At 55.3% G+C, this 17,245-nt stretch carries 14 protein-coding genes and 1 tRNA gene; 10 read left to right on the top strand and 5 right to left on the bottom strand.

The window, feature by feature from the left end; all coding sequences use genetic code 11:
* Positions 1-25: 25 nt before the first annotated feature.
* A complete protein-coding gene (locus tag GS630_RS16695) occupies positions 26-1,462 on the top strand; it encodes an arylsulfatase (RefSeq protein WP_171620997.1) in 1,437 nt (478 codons plus the stop codon).
* Positions 1,463-1,697: 235 nt separating this feature from the next.
* Here the strand turns inward: GS630_RS16695 and GS630_RS16690 are convergent, their stop codons facing one another.
* Positions 1,698-2,267, bottom strand: coding sequence for a TetR/AcrR family transcriptional regulator (locus GS630_RS16690; protein WP_171178925.1), 570 nt, complete (start codon positions 2,265-2,267; stop codon positions 1,698-1,700).
* A 124-nt stretch (positions 2,268-2,391) separates the two neighbouring features.
* Here GS630_RS16690 and gntH point away from each other — a divergent pair, with 124 nt between their 5' ends.
* The 3 genes from gntH to GS630_RS16675 all read left to right on the top strand — a co-directional run bounded on the left by gntH (position 2,392) and on the right by GS630_RS16675 (position 6,898).
* Positions 2,392-3,585, top strand: a complete 1,194-nt coding sequence (gene gntH, locus GS630_RS16685) for a guanitoxin biosynthesis MBL fold metallo-hydrolase GntH (protein ID WP_171620996.1) — start codon at positions 2,392-2,394, stop codon at positions 3,583-3,585.
* Between the two features lie 327 nt (positions 3,586-3,912).
* Positions 3,913-5,631: a hypothetical protein gene (locus GS630_RS16680; RefSeq protein ID WP_171712125.1), complete on the top strand. Its 1,719-nt coding sequence runs from the start codon at positions 3,913-3,915 to the stop codon at positions 5,629-5,631.
* A gap of 46 nt (positions 5,632-5,677) precedes the next feature.
* Positions 5,678-6,898 (top strand): HupE/UreJ family protein, encoded by a 1,221-nt coding sequence (locus GS630_RS16675; RefSeq protein ID WP_171238515.1) that lies wholly within the window; start codon positions 5,678-5,680, stop codon positions 6,896-6,898.
* Between the two features lie 104 nt (positions 6,899-7,002).
* On the opposite strand, the gene GS630_RS16670 is transcribed toward GS630_RS16675, so the two are convergent.
* Positions 7,003-7,092, bottom strand: a tRNA-Ser gene (locus GS630_RS16670).
* 264 nt (positions 7,093-7,356) lie between these two features.
* A complete protein-coding gene (locus tag GS630_RS16665) occupies positions 7,357-8,244 on the bottom strand; it encodes a MurR/RpiR family transcriptional regulator (protein WP_171178948.1) in 888 nt (295 codons plus the stop codon).
* Positions 8,245-8,536: 292 nt separating this feature from the next.
* On the opposite strand from GS630_RS16665, the gene GS630_RS16660 reads away from it, so the two are divergent.
* From GS630_RS16660 to GS630_RS16640, 5 genes are read left to right on the top strand one after another with little or no spacing between them, the layout of a single operon-like run.
* Positions 8,537-9,619: an alcohol dehydrogenase family protein gene (locus GS630_RS16660; RefSeq protein ID WP_245223239.1), complete on the top strand. Its 1,083-nt coding sequence runs from the start codon at positions 8,537-8,539 to the stop codon at positions 9,617-9,619.
* On the top strand, positions 9,616-10,194 hold the full coding sequence (locus tag GS630_RS16655; protein WP_171178950.1) for a dimethylsulfonioproprionate lyase family protein: 579 nt from the start codon (positions 9,616-9,618) through the stop codon (positions 10,192-10,194). Before GS630_RS16660 ends, GS630_RS16655 begins: the two co-directional genes overlap by 4 nt.
* Positions 10,191-11,297, top strand: coding sequence for a mandelate racemase/muconate lactonizing enzyme family protein (locus GS630_RS16650; protein WP_171178952.1), 1,107 nt, complete (start codon positions 10,191-10,193; stop codon positions 11,295-11,297). The genes GS630_RS16655 and GS630_RS16650 overlap by 4 nt, the downstream gene beginning before the upstream one ends.
* Complete coding sequence (locus GS630_RS16645) at positions 11,294-12,400, top strand: mandelate racemase/muconate lactonizing enzyme family protein (protein ID WP_171620994.1); 1,107 nt, start codon at positions 11,294-11,296, stop codon at positions 12,398-12,400. The genes GS630_RS16650 and GS630_RS16645 overlap by 4 nt, the downstream gene beginning before the upstream one ends.
* A 34-nt stretch (positions 12,401-12,434) precedes the next feature.
* Positions 12,435-13,706, top strand: a complete 1,272-nt coding sequence (locus GS630_RS16640; RefSeq protein WP_171178956.1) for an aspartate aminotransferase family protein — start codon at positions 12,435-12,437, stop codon at positions 13,704-13,706.
* A gap of 213 nt (positions 13,707-13,919) precedes the next feature.
* On the opposite strand, the gene hemC is transcribed toward GS630_RS16640, so the two are convergent.
* Positions 13,920-14,885, bottom strand: a complete 966-nt coding sequence (gene hemC, locus GS630_RS16635) for a hydroxymethylbilane synthase (protein ID WP_171620993.1) — start codon at positions 14,883-14,885, stop codon at positions 13,920-13,922.
* A gap of 106 nt (positions 14,886-14,991) precedes the next feature.
* Between hemC and hemE the strand changes: the two genes are divergently transcribed.
* Entirely contained in the window at positions 14,992-16,026 is a 1,035-nt protein-coding gene (gene hemE / locus GS630_RS16630; protein ID WP_171178961.1) for a uroporphyrinogen decarboxylase, read from the top strand.
* Between the two features lie 81 nt (positions 16,027-16,107).
* Here the strand turns inward: hemE and GS630_RS16625 are convergent, their stop codons facing one another.
* Positions 16,108-17,196: a CaiB/BaiF CoA-transferase family protein gene (locus tag GS630_RS16625; protein ID WP_171178963.1), complete on the bottom strand. Its 1,089-nt coding sequence runs from the start codon at positions 17,194-17,196 to the stop codon at positions 16,108-16,110.
* Positions 17,197-17,245: the final 49 nt, after the last annotated feature.

The raw sequence follows: 17,245 nt of genomic DNA, 5'->3' as shown, positions 1-17,245 counted from the left end.
GTTGTATTTTTGGGGGAGCTTCTGCATGACTCTGTTTTATCCAATAATCCTGCTGTTGCTGTCTTTTCTGGTCGGCACTACCGCCTCAGCTCAGGACAAGCCGAATATCGTTTTCATATTTCTTGATAACTTCGGTTGGGGTGAACCGGGATTTAACGGTGGCGGCATAATCCGTGGAACGGCCACTCCTGAAATGGACGCGCTGGCCGCTGAGGGATTGAGGCTTACAAACTTCAATGTTGAAAGTCAGTGCACTCCCTCTCGCGCAGCAACCATGACGGGGCGCTATGGCATCAGAAGCGGTAACCATACAGTCCCTCTGGGCGGCGGTGTCTACGGTCTGACTCAATGGGAGATCACTATGGCCGAGATGCTCAAGGACGCAGGATATAACACGGCCATGTATGGAAAATGGCACCTCGGCTGGACTGAAGGGCGCTATCCCACGAACCAGGGTTTCGATGTGTTTTACGGTGTTGAGACTACTGATGTAACCGTTTGGCGCTCGCTCCCGGGCTTTGCCGACGCAAACATGGAAGAACCTGTTGTCATGCAGGGTGTTGCGGGCAAACCTGCGACTGTGGCGCGGGACTACGACCTGGACTATCGCGGCGAGATAGACGGTGACCTGACAAAGAAGGCTATCCGTTTCATCGAAGACAAGAGCAAGGAAGAGGCGCCGTTTTTCGTTTATCTTGCCTACACTCAAACACACTATCCAAATATCGTGTCCAAAGAGTTTGACGGAGCCACTGGGAAAGGCGTTTGGGCGGACATATTGCGGCAGACAGACACCTACATCGGTCGGATAGTCGATGCGCTTGAAAGTGCGGGCATTTCGGACAACACGGTGGTGATCTTTACTGCTGACAACGGCCCTGAAGCTCTGCCGGTTGGAAACGCCAACGTGTCACCGGTCCCGGCGGTGCATGGTACGGCCGGGCCATGGCGGGGCACTCTCTTCACCAGCCTTGAAGGCAGCATGCGCGTGCCATTCGCGATTAAGTGGCCGGGAAAGATTCCCGCAGGTTCAGAAAGCAACGATATCGTCCACTCGATGGACCTCTACCCAACACTTGCAGCGTTTGCAGGTGGCAAGGTGCCTGAAGACAGAGCCTTTGATGGCATCGATCAATCCGGGTTCTTTCTGGGTGCCCAGCCAAACTCGAACCGAGAAGGCGTGATCGTTTACATGGGGGAACAGATTTTTGGCGTCAAATGGAAGGATTGGAAGGTTCTTTTCAAAGAGAATACGACGGCCTTCGGAGCGACAGAGTCCTTCGACACGCCAAGGGTCTACAATCTTTTGAACGATCCACATGAGCGTGAAAGCGTACTTTTTCCGCACACATGGGCGGCCGAAAAGGCGCTGCCTCAATTGCAGGAACACATCGCTACGTTCGAAAAATACCCACCAATCCCTCCAGGGGCGCCAGACCCTTATGAACCGCATGAAAACTGAACGGTAGCTTTGCTCGGTGGGCTCAATGGATCCACGCAACACCTCAACTTGTGACCAAGAATGGAGTGTTTGGAAGGGTTTTAGCACTCGCAGTGCTCGTCGTTTACAGGCTATGAGTCCCGAACCTAAATCAGACCACCAATAGCCCCAAAATAACATGGCGACGGACACTAACTGCACTGATTGCCAGACTTGAAATTGGCCAGTATTTCGCCGTTCTGGAAATTTTGATCGTCTATTTCCCGATCAGGATAGCGTGTTCCCGTTCTATTACCTCTTCCCAATTGCCTTGTTCTTTCAGGCCAGTCGAAGAGTCACCCATTAGTGATGTAACCATAAGCCGTCCGCGTGATTTCGCGTCTTCAACTGAAAACCCGGCTTGTTCAAACATCCATGCGGCGAATCGGAAGCGTTTGCCGATGGTTCTTTGATACGTTGCTTTCACTTTTTGATCAGTGTTCGCCCAGACTGAAACGGCGTGATCAGGCACGGCTGCATTTTCTTCAATGACCTTCTTCATGAGTAGGAGAATGCGGTCTTCAGGTGAGCCTTCAAACGCTTTTGCTTTTTCGATCACATTGTCCGTCAACTCTTGCTCCCAATATCTGAGCACTTCGTCCAGAAGCTCCCGGACATTTTTGAAATGCCAGTAGAAGCTGCCGCTGGTCAGGTTAAGTCGCTTTGCCATAGGCACGATCTTTATGGCGGAGACTCCGCCCTCGTTGAGCAACTTGTATGCCAGCAAAATCCAATCTTCTTTGGTTGCAGCGTTTCTAGGTGACGCTCGGGTAACAGTTTCGGACATTCAGATTTTAGCATTCTTTGTTTGACATAGAGCAGTCTATGGGAGTACCGTAGATAAGTCTATGGTGAACCAGGAGTTCACGACATCGTGTTCTCCGAAGCGCCTAGCAAAGTAGGGGGGATCAATGAATAGCATCACAAAATCCGCAACCTATACGTTTCTCGCGTTAAGTCTCATTTTGGCTGGCTCCGCTTTGGCGCAAAACGCATTGCCGACCGGTCGAAGCGCCTCTGAAATCGAAAACGGTGTCTATCCCGCATCGTACTTCCCAAACACCGAAGTCCTTGCTGAGGATGAGATGCGTATCACGGCATTGGGGACCGGGATGCCAAACCAAACCAAGGCGGCCGTTTCGATTTCGTTTTATGTCGAACTTGGGAACGGCGAAGTTTTTCTGTTTGATGTTGGAACTGGTGCCACCGGAAACTTATTCTCGCTGCGACCGGATTTTGCCAAGATCGATAAGGTTTTCTTCAGCCATTTGCATGTCGACCATGTTGGAGACTTCATGGGTTTGCATGTTGGGGGGTGGCTGTCGGGAAGATACACTCCGCTCCGCATCTTCGGCCCGTCCGGATCAGAAGATGAACTGGGCACCAAAGCCTATGTTGAGGGCATGTCAAAAGCCTATGCTTGGGATCTGGCCACACGTACGGGAGCGCTGCCGGATGATGGCGCCAAGCTTGAAGTCACTGAATTCGATTACATGCAGGAAAACGAGATCGTTTATCAGGAGAACGACGTCACGATCCGTTCCTGGCCTGCGATCCACAGCTTAGATGGCTCGGTGAGTTATTCTTTGGAATGGAATGGACTGAAATACGTCTTCGGCGGAGATACTTACCCGAACAAATGGTATGTCGAATATGCCAAAGGAGCGGACATCGCTTCTCATGAGGCGTTTCTTCCACCTGATGCACTGGCCCCGTACTTTGGCTGGGATATGAAACAGGCGACCTATGTTGCCACCCGCGTTCATACCGAACCCGCGGCCTTTGGCAAAGTGATGTCCGCGGTCGAACCGCGTATGGCGCTGGGCTATCACTCTGTTCTTTCGCCCGAAAACTACCAGGCGATTTTGGAAGGCGTCCGATCGACGTACGATGGACCACTCACGCTCGCACGGGATCTTCAGGTGATCAACGTGACCAAAGACCAGATCGTTGTTCGGGAAGCGAGTGTTGACGACTATGTGCTACCACCATCTGTGAGCGACGAGTACATCAATGCCCCGCGTTCAAAAGAAAAAGAACCGTCAGACAAAGTCAAAGCGGGCAAATGGGAGGGTTACACGCCACCGCCAATGCCGGATCAATAACAAGGTAGGCGATGCGGTCTTGCCCGGCTGTATGTGAAACTGGGAAATCTTATAAAGCCACGGGTTGCGTCCGGTTCAAGTTGCGCGGGTGCTATTGTCGCCAAGGCTTGTGAAACCAGCCCAGAGACTGCGGAGCCTATGTCCATTTTCAGTCATTGCGGTATGTCGTCGGCCCAAATCGGTTTGCTCGGAAGGGCACTAAGGTAGGATCGCGCGTAGAACTGTGGGCATTGTTGAATTTCGAGGGTGAATAACATTCAAGTTTGGCGGTATCTGAATCGACAACTGCTGGTGCTCGGTTTTTTTGCCGCTAGCACGCAGACTGTTTTGGCAGATGTAGTTCTATTCAACGGGTCCGAGGTCGCACCCAACATCGCCATCTTTCATGTCAAAGAGGATGGCGTTTATTTGGATCTTGAAATCTACGTCGACGATGTCTCGCTTTTTGCAGGTTTGTTACCCCAGCGATGGGTGCCAGATCATGGGGGAAATGGGCGTCGTCTGAAGCAAAGTCCTGAACACGATGAAAGCCTGGGTCTGTCAGTTATTATAGGTGATGGGCCGGCGCTTTCGCCTGAGATCAGAAAAGTGGAATACAGAAAGCGTATAGACCGTGCGTCGCCGCTTGCGGGTCAGCGTGATCCGTTCTCTGGCCAAATTGTTCCCAGTCCGCCAACCGATCCACGCGTCTTGTTCGTCAACGTGTTCTACCCGTTTCTGTCCCCAAACCCCAAAACGCTGACTATTCTGCCACCGTCGCGGGAAGGTGAACCGCTTGCGACCATCGGTATGCAGGTCTTTGATCGGGACGTTCCGGTCACGGATTTCAAGTTCCTTTCAAAACCGGCAGAATTGAAAATTCACTGGGCTGATCCTTGGTATTCCCGGTTCTCCGCTAAAAACCTGAATCGAAAAAACCAGGATGGGACATCGACCTTTCTATATATTGAGCCGCGGGAAGTTCGGCATGAAACCCTGATCCGATTGCACGAATTGGCACCTTGGATTGATGAAACAGTCGGGGTGGGCGATAAGCTTTCGCCACAACACGGCGCAAAGATTACAAAAAGGGCCGCAAAACTTTTGTCGTCGCGTAATGCGGTGTCCATCGATGGAAAACCCGCTCAGCCGGCAATAGCAACGGCAGAGCTTTTGACGCTAACGTCAAAGGGTTTTCAGGTTGTCGAACCCGGAAAGGAAGTGTCCTCGAACAATGCATTTGTTGGAGCGATCCTATCTTTTCCTTTGGCGGACCTTCCTGAACACGTGACGGTCACATGGGACATGTTTGATGAAAAGATTTCCCGTGTTGCAACGATTTCCAACGACGTTGCCGGACCATTTTTCGGGGCGGTGACCCCTGTGGACCCGAAATTCCACTGGCAAAACCACCTACTGAAATATGAAAGAAAATCGGTCTCGCAAATACCCGTAGTACGGCCAGAAGAGTCAAGGCCCGGGCTAGCTTGGGCTACAGGGATCATTAGCGCCGTATCGCTGCTTTTGGTGCTGGCAGGCACAGGAAAAGTCCTAAAACGCGTCAGTCTTGCAGTCTTGATTTTCGCTGTCCCGGCAACCGTCTATTTCTCTGGATCTTTTACGGCATTGGCCTGGCGGAACGCGTCGCCTCCCGATCCGCAGACTGCGGCAGGCATTTTGCGTTCGATGATCGAGAATTTGAACACAGTGAATTTGGAAACGACGCCGACCGCGAGAAAGGCAGAACTGACGCCAATTGTAACTGCGGCGTCTTTGGACGACATCGCAGCAGAGATTGAACGGGGCCTCACGATCCGCACGCCGGGGGGCAGCCTCGCCGCAGCAACTGATATTGGCAGTCCAGAATTGGAGCGTCTCGATCCGATCTCTGAACCGGGCGGCTTTCAGACGTTGGTTAAATGGTCGGTGCAGGCAGAAGGGGGCCATTGGGGGCACGCCCACATACGTGCTGTAACGTTTCGGGCGCTGATCGAGATCGTGCCGGAAGCCGGTCAATGGAAACTGAATGGACTAACTGTAATCGAGGCTCGCGATCCAAATGCGTAAGTGTCTAAGACAAAAACACTGTGCTTTAGGCATCTTGGTTGTCACCTTGCTTTTGTCTCTGGCTCTATCTGCCTCGGCGCATTTTCTACTGAACCTCAACGTTCGAATTTCGCATATCGAGCATACCGAGGACGGCTTGCGAATCTACATGCGTACGCCCATGCCCTATTTGGTTGCGGATAAGCTTGGCAACACCGACGGCGATGCCCTGCCGGAAGCTGCACCATTTACGACAAATGCCATGCGTGATGGTCTATTGGTCCACTTTGTCGACTTGCAGGCTTTTATGAACGATCCCAAAGGATTGGGGCAATTGGCCGAGGACGGCTTGCATCTGTCGATCGATCATCAGCGTCTCAGGGGAATGGTTGAGGCAATTCGCTTGCATCGGGTAGGAAATGAGCCCGGATTTGCGACTTTGGACGAAGCTCAAAGAGCCGTTGAATTTGAAACAGACCTTGCGCCACCGCTCTACGTCGGTGACACGATTGTCGATCTTGTCCTGAACTACAAGAGTGACCGCCCAGTCCAATCATACAGCATTGCCAATGTGCTGGACCCCGGCCTGCCGGGTCAGGATCAAACGGCCAACCTCATTCTCGACTACGCATCTGAAACACCACAGATTTTCCGCTCTCGGGGCCTGATGATCGAGCCTTTGGAGATCAAGCAAGCAGGGTACGGAGGTTTTCTGAGTTTTGTCTGGGAAGGTATCCGTCATATCCTGGAAGGGTTGGATCATGTTCTGTTTGTTGTGTGTCTGGTCATCGGCGCTCAGACACTCAGAGCGTTATTGTTGCGCGCAACCGGATTTACTGTCGGGCATAGCATCACGTTGTCTCTTGGCTTTTTCGGGTTTGTACCATCAGGCGCGTGGTTTGTTCCCGCCGTCGAAACCGGAATCGCGATTTCAATCGTTATTGCGGCCGCCGCTGCGTTCATGAGCAACGCGAAGTCTGAGGCCAAAATGGTCCTGCTGACCTCGCTTATTGGTCTGTTGCACGGGCTGGGTTTCAGCTTTGTGCTGCACAAGATTTTGCAAGTTACATCACCAGACATCTGGCAGAGCCTGCTTGCTTTCAATCTTGGCGTTGAGATTGGCCAGGTCGCCATCATTCTAGCGTTATGGCCCGCGCTAGTAATTTGCCACCGCATGAATGCCAGTTTGTGGATGTCGACACGTGTGGGCTTGGCAGTGGGATGCGCAGCCATCGCCTGCTATTGGACCGTCCAGCGAATTGCCGAGGTATATTCTGCGATAACCTGAATTCTATGCGATGATCCGTGCAGTGCTGATTGGCTGACGCAAAAAAGCGAGCGTTTAGCTGCGCCCCTGCACAGACCGAAATGGCGGGATACATTTGTGGTGGATGGCGGAGACGAAGGGATTCGAACCCTCGAGACGGTTTCCCGCCTACTCCCTTAGCAGGGGAGCGCCTTCGACCACTCGGCCACGTCTCCGCCGACGGGTATATCCTTGCAAACGCTGGAAATACAAGGCCATTTGTCGACGGTTTGACAGTTTTCTTCAAATTCCCGGAAATCCTTGAAATAGAACAGGTTCAAGGCGGTACGCGTTGAAATTGGACACGTATCACTCCCAGAATTTCAACATCTGAGAAGCACAGGCATGTCAGGATTCGCGTTTAAGGCACCGGAAGTGAGGTTTGGGCCAGGCGAAACCTGCGGGTCAAAGGTTTTGCCGAAAACGCCAGTTAGAGGGGATCAATCCGGTTCAAAGGCGTAAAGGCCAAGTTGATGCCGCCGGCGATGGAAACGTTCGACCCGTTCAACAATCTCGTCGCTGGAAACGGCGATCACAAATGACAGCAGAGTTTCAAGCAATGCTATGGTCGAAACGGAGGAAGGGAAGAATTGGGGCGTGTCTGCGGACACAACAAAACCGTGATGCGCGTTCAGTATCACAGGGCTTGCCGGGCTGTCCGAGATCCCCACAACGGTCAGTCCCTGTTGCCGCGCCAGTTTGATCGCCTCAATCACTTCCGTGCGGTAAGGATGGCAGGTGATGGCGATCAATACGTCCTGTTCATCAGCCCAAGCCAAATCGTCAACCGGTGTTGATCCCGGGCGTGGAATAGCGTGGAATTGCTTCATCCCTGTGGACGCCAGGTAGGTGAAATTGCGTGCGTTCGAATTGTTGACGCCCACCCCCAAAGTGAAAATCTGCCGGCAGTTCCAAATGTCTTCTGCCGCTTTCTTCAGGCGGTCGGCATCAATTCCGGCAAAGGTTTCTTCAATGTTGCGGATCGCTGCGCCAACCATGTCAGCATAAAGCGTGCCCAGTTCCCCAGATTTGCCGATGTCCTGCAACCAGCGGGCACGGTCAGGAAAAGAGGCTTGCCCCTTGCGAATAGCGTCGCGAAAGGGTTCCCGGAAATCGTCATACCCGTCAAAGCCGACCTGCCGCGCCATCCGCACAAATGTGTTGGGTTTAACTTTGGCGGCCTCTGCTATTTCACGGACGGTCGAAACCCCCACATCTGTTGGGTTTTCCAACACATAACGCGCGGCTTTTTGCGCCTCTGGCGTTAGGGCGTTCCATTCTTCAGTCAGGCGGTTCAGAACGGTTTGTGATATGTTTGTGTCATTCATGATTGACGATGGTACAAATGTGAAATTAGCGTGTCGAGCAGAAACGCGACTCGGAATGAGGAACGACCATGCCCGCGCACAAAACGCCACCTCCAGTGTCTGCGATGGCTGCAGCTTGTCGGTGCTTTGATCAGAACATGACGTGGGTTGAAGGCGGATACAATGGTGCTTGCGCGTTGCTCCTAGGGGAGGGCCAAGCGCGTTGTGAGGCGCGCGTTGACCGGACATTTCTGAAAGCGGGCAAGACACTGACAGTGTTGTCCTGTCCTAACGCATTGGTGGAGAACGCTAAATGAGCTTGCCTGAAACAATGAAGGCTATGGTTACGATGGGCCATGGCGGGCTGGAACAGATGGTCCTGCACGAAAATTGGCCGCGTCCTGAACCGGCGACTGGAGAAGTGTTGATCAAGGTTGGGGCCTGCGGCTTGAACAACACCGACGTTAACACGCGATCTGGCTGGTACTCCAAGACTGTGACCGATGCCACAACCGGCGGCGCCTTTGAAGAGGTTGGCGAAGAAGACCCTACTTGGGGTGGCAACCCAATAACTTTCCCACGAATTCAGGGGGCTGACATTTGCGGGCACATTGTAGCTGTTGGCGAAGGGGTCGACCCCCGGCGCGTGGGTGAGCGTGTGATTACCGACGGTTGGCTGCGTGATTCCGCTGATCCCGGCAACATGGACAAGGCCGGTTATTTTGGTTCGGAACGCGATGGTGGGTTCGCTGAATACGCGACGACCCTTGCGGTCAATGCTGTGCCGATTTCCTCGGATCTGTCGGATGCAGAGCTGGCAACGTTCTCTTGTTCCTACTCTACCGCCGAAGGAATGTTGACCCGAGCCAATGTGAACGACAAAGACACCGTGCTGGTGCCCGGAGCATCGGGCGGTGTGGGCGGCGCGTTGGTGCAATTGGCCAAGCGGCGCGGTGCGCGGGTCATCGCGATGGCATCTGAAGCGAAGCATCCCGCTGTGGCGGCGCTTGGTCCCGATAAGGTTCTACCTCGGGCGCCTGAAAACCTGCGCACGGCGTTGGGTGACGAAAAGATCACCGTGGTCGCCGATGTGGTCGGTGGTCCCTATTGGGCGCACTTGATCGATATTTTAGAACGCGGCGGACGTTACACCTGCTCAGGTGCAATTGCTGGACCGATGGTCGAGTTTGACCTGCGCACCTTTTATCTGCGCGACCTGACTTTTACGGGTTCGACCGTGATTGACCCGCAGGTGATGACGAACCTTGTGAGTTACATTGAGGCCGGTGAAATCAAACCGGCTTTGGCAGCGACATATCCGTTGGAGGAGTTGCGTGAGGCACAAGCTGCCTTCATCGCCAAAGAGCACACCGGAAACATAGTGGTGATTCCATGACACTGGACAGCGTTTTGGAGGCCGCGCGGCATGTACATCAGGCACATCCTGACCTGTCGGCCTTTGGCGCATGGCCTTCTGATCTGTCTGTTGCGATGTCAGAGCCAAGTCATGTTCCTGCGGCGGATCTGGTGCGGGACTGCGACTTTCGGGGGAGCGATCTGACTCAGCCGTTGATCGACGCAGTCAAGGCAACCACTCATCTGGCCCATTGGAAACAGACATACACAGAGGAAGAGGTCGGCGCGGATTTTCTCAGCCGGTATGGCTATTACGAGCTGTTTGGCCCAACCGGCCATTTTCATTCAACTCAGCTGCGTGGCTATATCGGGTATTGGGGGGCTGGGCTGATCTATGACTGGCACAGCCATCAAGCCGAAGAAATCTATCTGACGCTGGCTGGTGGCGCGGTGTTCAAGGTTGAGAGTGATGCGGCTTTTGTTGGTCCCAACCAGACACGTCTGCATTCCAGTTGGCAAAGCCATGCCATGGTCACAACGGATCAACCGATCCTGACCTTTGTGCTGTGGCGCGGTGAGGGCATGGGAGATCTACCCAGAATGGATGCGCAATGAAGATCACACGAATTCGGGTTTATCAGACAGGGCTGCCCTATGTCGGTGGTGCTTATGTCTGGGGCGCCGGAAACGCTATCAAAACGGCCATCGCCTCGGTCGTGGTTATGGATACTGACGCGGGTTTTCAGGGCTGTGGCGAGTTCACGCCGTGTGGCGAAAACTATATGGTCGCGCATTCCGAGGGCGTAACAGCCCTGGCGCGGCTTGTTGCCCCGAAACTGTTGGGTGAAGACCCGCGTCAGGTCGGACGGATCGAACAGTTGATGGATCAACTGGTTCAGGGCCATGGGTATGCCAAGTCTCCTTTCGATGCAGCCTGCTGGGACATTTTGGGTAAGGCGTGTGATCAGCCGCTTTGGATGTTGCTGGGCGGCAAGCTGACCGACGGTGCGCCGATGTACCGGGTGGCCCCGCAGAAAGCGGTGGATGAAACGGTAGCCGAGATGAATGTCTATCGCGATCAGGGCTACCGCCAGTTTCAGGTCAAGGTCGGGGGTGACTGGGCCACGGACATCGATCGGATACGGACGACTGTTCCGCTGTTGGAGCCGGACGAAAAAGCGATGGCCGATGCCAATCAGGGGTGGCGTGTTGACAATGCAATTCGGGTGGCGCGCGCGACGCGCGACCTGGATTTCATCCTCGAACAACCCTGTCGTACCTACGAGGAATGCCAACAGGTGCGCCGTGTGGCCGAGCAACCAATGAAACTGGATGAATGTGTAACAGGCATCCAAATGGCGCAGCGGATTGTTGCGGATCGTGGGGCCGAGATCTGTTGTCTGAAGATCTCGAATCTTGGCGGCATCAGCAAAGCGCGGCGTGTGCGGGATTATCTGATAGACAACCGCATCCCCGTTGTCAGCGAAGACACGTGGGGGGGCGAAATCACGACGTCTGTGGTGGCACATTTTGCTGCCTCAACCCCGCCCGAATATCTGCAGAACACAACTGATCTGATGAACTACAACACTCGATCAACCGGCATCGGTGGACCGACGGCCCGAGACGGGAAGCTTTATGCAACCGACACGCCGGGTTTGGGCGTGGCACCTGACTTTGAAAGCCTCGGTGCGCCGGTGGCGGAGTACACACTATGAAGATCAAGTCCATTACCGTCTATCAGGTGGACCTGCCGTTGGAGCACCCCTATTGGCTGTCTGGCGGGCGGCTGAAGTTCGAAACGCTCGATGCGACGATTGTGAAGATCGAAACCGCCTCCGGTCTGGTCGGCTGGGGCGAAGGCACCCCTTGGGGGCACACCTATGTTCCTGCCCACGGGCCAGGCATTCGCGCTGGTATCGAAACGATGGCACCTTTCATTCTGGGTCTCGATCCGCGCAAGGTGCTGGACGTGGAACGGGCGATGGATCTGGCATTGCCCGGGCATCTTTACGCCAAAAGCCCGATCGATATGGCTTGTTGGGATATTGCAGGTCAGGCCGCAGGTCTGCCCATTGCCGATCTTATGGGCGGTGGGTCGCGCACACCGCGCCCGATTGCCTCGTCGGTAGGAGCGAAGACTGTCGAAGAAACCCGCGAAGTGATGGAACGCTATCGCAGCCGGGGTTACATTGCGCATTCGGTCAAAATTGGTGGTAACGTGGAACGCGATATCGCTCGGGTCCGCGATGTGGAAAGCATCCGGCGACCGGGCGAGATTGTCCTCTATGACGTCAATCGGGGTTGGTCTCGTCAGCAAGCCCTGCGGGTGATGAGCGCTTGCGAAGATCTGAACGTGATGTTCGAACAGCCCGGCGAGACGCTGGACGATATTGCGGCAATCTCGGGGCTGCATGCCTCGCCTGTGTCCGTGGATGAAACTCTGGTGACTTTGCAGGATGCAGCCCGGATCGCCCGCGATGGTATTGCCGAAATTTTCGGGATCAAGCTGAACCGCGTTGGTGGACTGACCAAGGCGGCTCGGATGCGGGATATCGCGCTGGCCCATGGTATCGATATGTTTGTGATGGCCACCGGCGGCACGGTTCTGGCCGATACCGAGGCGCTGCATCTGGCGGCCACCATCCCGGATGACAATTTCCACGCAGTCTGGGCGTGTCAGGATATGATTACGGTCGATATTGCGGGCGGTCGTGGCCCGCGCAATATTGATGGTCACCTGCACCTGCCCGAAACCCCGGGACTGGGTGTGCATCCGGACGAAAATGCGCTTGGCACCCCGGTCGCAGTTTATCGATAAACACTCAACACATTGAAGTTGGAGATCGGGTCACATGTTGAAGATCAAAACTCAATCCGAATGGATCGCCCGCGCAAAGTCTGTGTTACCCGCAGGCGGGTTTGGCAATTTTGATCCGGGTATCATAATCGCCCGTGGCGAAGGCAGCCGTGTCTGGGACGAGGACGGGAACGAATATGTCGATTATCTGATCGGCTCAGGCCCGATGCTGCTCGGTCATGGTCACCCCGAGGTGATGGAGGCTGTTCTGGAACAGTTGCCGCAAGGCATGACCTTCTTTGCCAATAACAGAAAGGGTATCGAACTGGCCGAAGCCATCATCGAGGCCGTTCCCTGCTGTGATCAGGTGCGGTTTGTTGCGTCAGGTGGCGAAGCTGACATGTATGCCATTCGGCTGGCACGGGCCTATACGGGTCGCAACAAGATCCTCAAGTTCGAAGGTGGCTATCACGGGATGAGCGCCGAAGCGCAGATGAGTCTGGCGCCCAGTCGTCGGGTCAATTTCCCTCAGGCCGTGCCCGACAGTGCCGGAATTCCCGAAAGCGTGGCCGAACAGATGCTGATCGCGCCGTTCAATGATCTTGAGGCTGTCGCGGCCCTGCTGGACGAGCATGACGATGTGGCGGCGATCATGGTCGAACCGTTGCAGCGGATCATTCCGCCCTTGCCCGGGTACCTGCAAGGGCTGAGGGATTTGTGCGACAAACACGATGTGCTGCTGATCTTCGATGAGATCGTCACCGGGTTCCGTCTGGCGTATGGCGGGGCGCAGGAACGTTATGGCGTGACCCCGGATATCTGCACCTTGGGCAAAATCACCGGCGGCGGGTTTCCTTTGGCGGCTTTAGGCGCCAGCGCCGAGATCATGAAGCATTTCGACAAATCGAAAGTCGGTGAAGACGGCTGGCTGATGCAATTGGGCACTTTGTCGGGCAATCCGGTGGCTTCGGTTGCGGGATTGAAAACAATGGAAATCCTGCGGCGTGATGGGGCCTATGAACACTTGCGCGGTATCGGGCGGCAGTTGCAAGACATGCAGAAGGACGCGCTGAACGAAGCCGGCATTCCGCATCGGATTTGCGGAGACGAGACTTTGTTCGATATCTATTTTACCAAAGCCGAATGCAGGGACTACCGCAGCGCCAGTCACGACGACCCTGCACGCAACGCAACGTATAATGGCGCTTTGCGGTCGCATGGGATTTTCAAAGCTCCGGGCAAGCTGTACCCGTCATTAGCGGTGACCGAGGCCGATCTGGATCAGACCAGAGAAGCCGTACGCCACGCCGTGGCTGCAATTTCCTGATCATTGTAAAAAAACGGGTCGCTGTTGATAACAACTGCGACCCGTCACCTCTGGAAGTCAGGGGCCAGCCTCGCCCCCTCGAATACTGATTAAATCACCGCAATCTGAAAACTTTTCGATACTTTCGAGACTGACCTGACTTCCTGGTTGGTATGTCACTTTAATGCCTGAAGAAATCGCCTTTTACAGTGACCCAGTTCACACTCGAAGAATTTATTTTGAATTTTTCCAATCAAATAAATCCGGTCCAGCCTGCGCAAGCAATTCGGCAGCCATCACGCGGGCCATTTCCGGCCCGTCTGTGATTGCGCCCGTCATATCCCGACTGGCGGTTTCCGTTCCATCTGGTCGCAGAACTTCGCCACGCAACCTGAGGGCGCCATTGTTGATTTCGGCCAGACCCGCGATCGGCGTTTCACACGACCCGTCCAGAGCATCCAGCAACGTACGTTCGGCCGCCAGCCGTTGGCCTGTTTCCGCGTGGTGAATCGCCTCAAGCATTTCTGCCGCACGCATATCGTCGCTGCGCCGTTCAATGCCGATGGTGCCTTGCGCGATGGCGGGCAGCATATCGTCAGGGGAAATGGCGCTTGCCGGGACATCATCCATACCCAGACGTCGAATTCCCGCCATCGCCAGGAAGGTGCAATCTGCCACGCCATCTTCCAGCTTTTTCAGTCGCGTCTGAACGTTTCCACGAAATTCGACCACCTTCAGATCAGGACGCCGGTTCAGCAATTGAGCACGGCGACGCAGCGAGGAGGTGCCAACAACGGCACCCTCGGGCAGTTCGTGGATGGAACCCAAGCGCGGGGAGATAAACGCATCTCGCACGTCCTCACGCGGCAGGAAAGTATCCAGCACAAGGCCGTCGGGCTGTGCGACCGGCATGTCTTTGGTCGAATGCACGGCGATGTCGATTTCAGCGCGCAGCATCGCTTCTTCGATTTCTTTGGTGAACAGACCCTTGTTGCCGATCTCTTTCAGCGGTCGATCAGCATCGATCATGGCGCGATTGTCGCCCGTTGTTTTGATTACCACGATATCGAATGCATCTTCGGGCAGGTCGAAGGCATCACTCAGGCGTTGGCGTGTTTCATGGGCCTGCGCCAAAGCAAGCGGCGAGCCACGGGTGCCGATTCTGAGGGGCGATGCGGGTGTGGGCAAATTCACAGTCATGCTCACAGCTTTAGTCGCGTCACATTGCCCTGACAATGGGGGCTGCGCTTGACAAATTGCCGCCGAAGGACGACCCGTTGCGAAAACCGGATGACTGGGGGCGAATATGGCCGAGACAAAGAAACTGCTGCGGGCGCTGGCGGGTGAGGTGCAGGATGTGCCGCCGATCTGGATGATGCGTCAGGCGGGCCGGTATTTGCCCGAGTATCGCGCCACCCGCGCACAGGCCGGCGATTTCCTGTCCTTGTGCTATAACCCTGAGCTTGCGGCCGAAGTCACATTGCAACCGATCCGTCGTTACGGGTTTGATGCCGCGATCCTGTTTGCCGATATCCTGTTGGTGCCGCAGGCGCTGGGCGCTGATCTGTGGTTTGTGACCGGTGAAGGCCCGCGCCTGTCGACGATCACGCAGCAATCCGAGTTTGACGCGCTAAAACCGGTTGACGCGATTCATGAAACACTGTCGCCCGTTTATGAAACGGTACGAATTCTGTCGCGCGAATTGCCGTCGGAAACCACTCTGATCGGTTTTGCCGGCGCGCCGTGGACGGTCGCAACTTACATGATCGCAGGGCGCGGCACGCCTGATCAGGGCCCCGCGCACGCGTTGCGGGAAGGGAACACCGCGCTGTTTGAGGCCTTGTTGGAACGTATCACTGCCGCAACGATCGAATACCTGTCCGCGCAAATCGAAGCCGGGGCCGAGGTGGTCAAGATCTTTGACAGTTGGGCGGGGTCCTTGAAAGGTGAGGCGTTCCATAAATACGCGGTCGAACCGTGCCGGGTGATTACTCAGGCCATCAAGGAACGCCATCCAGGCATACCGGTCATCGGATTCCCGCGTGAGGCGGGCGAAGGGTATATCGGGTTTGCCAAAACAACAGGTGTAGATTGCGTCGCGCTGGACAACTCGGTGTCGCCGGAATGGGCGGCCGAGCATGTACAGGTTGATGGCTGTGTGCAGGGCAATCTGGCCTCGTCCCATATGGTGACGGGCGGGCAGGCGTTGGTGGATGAAACGCGGCGCATTGTTGAGGCGTTCTCGAAGGGGCCACATATCTTCAACCTGGGCCACGGGATCACGCCAGATGCGGATCCTGAGAATGTGCAGTTGATGATCGACACGGTGCGCGCACGGTAAGCTGGTGAAAGGGGGCCAGCCCCCTTCTTGGTCTGCGACCAATTCATCCCCCGAGGTATTTAGGGCCAGATGAAGCGCGGATCAGCGTGGGTCGTTGAGCTGCGCGAGGATGTCCTTTGTGTGCTCTCCGCGTGTTGGGCTGGGTCTGTGGTTCCATTGATGATTTGAAAACCGAGGCGCGGCGGCGGCTTGGAGAGTGCCGTCGATGTCTTGCCAAGTGTTGCGATGAGTGTTCATCGGGTGGTCCTGCGCCTCTTGCGGGTTGAGCACCGGGGCGACACAGGCATCTGTGCCGCGAAACACGGCGTCCCAGTGATCGCGCGGTTGGCTGGCGAAGATTTCGGCAAGGCGTTGGGTCAGATCAGGCCAGAGTGTGCGATCATATTGGTTCTGGAATTCGGCGTCACGGGCCAGGCCGAGGGTCTGCAAAAACTGAGCATAAAATTTGGGCTCGAGGCATTGGACTGTAATGAAGCCACCATCGGCGCAGGTATATGTGCGGCTCCAGTGTGGGCCGTCCAAAAGGCTTTCACCGCGCGTATCGGATAGATTGCCCGTTTGGCGCATGGTCATCAGAAGGTTCATCATATGGGCTGAACCGTCATATATTGCAGCATCGACAACTGTGCCTTCACCAGTGCGTTGCGCGTTAATAAGACCGGCCAGCAGACCCGCGACGAGATACATGGCTCCGCCGCCAATATCGCCCACCAGAGTTGCGGGTGTCTGCGGGGGCTGGTTGGGATGAGAGGCATACCAGAGCGCTCCGGATAGGGCGATATAGTTGAGATCATGCCCGGCTGTGTCAGCCAGCGGACTATCCTGGCCCCAGCCCGTCATGCGTCCATAGACAAGCTTCGGGTTACGGGCCAGGCAGGGTTTGGGGCCAAGGCCCAGCTTTTCCATCACACCGGGGCGGAAGCCTTCGATCAAGGCATCTGCGGTGCCGATCAGACACAGGGCGGTTTCCAGGTCATCAGGGTCTTTCAGGTCAAGCGCGATGGACCGCTTTCCGCGATCCAGAAGTGAGCGTTCTGGCATTCCGGGTGTGACAGCACCGCTTTTGCGATGAATGGTTATCACATCAGCGCCCAAATCGGCCAGTTGCATGGCGGCAAACGGGCCGGGGCCCAAACCTTCGATTTCGACGACACGAATTCCCTTTAGCATCTGCACCCTCCGTTTCGGGCAGAGTTTGCGAGCAGGCTGCGGATTGCAA

Source organism: Ruegeria sp. HKCCD7303, from assembly GCF_013111185.1.
Classification (GTDB): Bacteria; Pseudomonadota; Alphaproteobacteria; order Rhodobacterales; family Rhodobacteraceae; genus Ruegeria.
This window is presented reverse-complemented; position numbering and strand designations above follow the sequence as displayed.

Bases quoted from the DNA above. Each gene is read 5' to 3' on its own strand.
- GS630_RS16665 (WP_171178948.1), bottom strand. From the start codon at position 8,244: ATGAATGACACAAACATATCACAAACCGTTCTGAACCGCCTGACTGAA.
- GS630_RS16625 (WP_171178963.1), bottom strand. From the start codon at position 17,196: ATGCTAAAGGGAATTCGTGTCGTCGAAATCGAAGGTTTGGGCCCCGGC.
- hemC (WP_171620993.1), bottom strand. From the start codon at position 14,885: ATGACTGTGAATTTGCCCACACCCGCATCGCCCCTCAGAATCGGCACC.
- GS630_RS16640 (WP_171178956.1), top strand. From the start codon at position 12,435: ATGTTGAAGATCAAAACTCAATCCGAATGGATCGCCCGCGCAAAGTCT.
- gntH (WP_171620996.1), top strand. From the start codon at position 2,392: ATGAATAGCATCACAAAATCCGCAACCTATACGTTTCTCGCGTTAAGT.
- GS630_RS16660 (WP_245223239.1), top strand. From the start codon at position 8,537: ATGAGCTTGCCTGAAACAATGAAGGCTATGGTTACGATGGGCCATGGC.
- GS630_RS16650 (WP_171178952.1), top strand. From the start codon at position 10,191: ATGAAGATCACACGAATTCGGGTTTATCAGACAGGGCTGCCCTATGTC.
- GS630_RS16695 (WP_171620997.1), top strand. From the start codon at position 26: ATGACTCTGTTTTATCCAATAATCCTGCTGTTGCTGTCTTTTCTGGTC.
- GS630_RS16655 (WP_171178950.1), top strand. From the start codon at position 9,616: ATGACACTGGACAGCGTTTTGGAGGCCGCGCGGCATGTACATCAGGCA.
- GS630_RS16645 (WP_171620994.1), top strand. From the start codon at position 11,294: ATGAAGATCAAGTCCATTACCGTCTATCAGGTGGACCTGCCGTTGGAG.
- GS630_RS16690 (WP_171178925.1), bottom strand. From the start codon at position 2,267: ATGTCCGAAACTGTTACCCGAGCGTCACCTAGAAACGCTGCAACCAAA.
- hemE (WP_171178961.1), top strand. From the start codon at position 14,992: ATGGCCGAGACAAAGAAACTGCTGCGGGCGCTGGCGGGTGAGGTGCAG.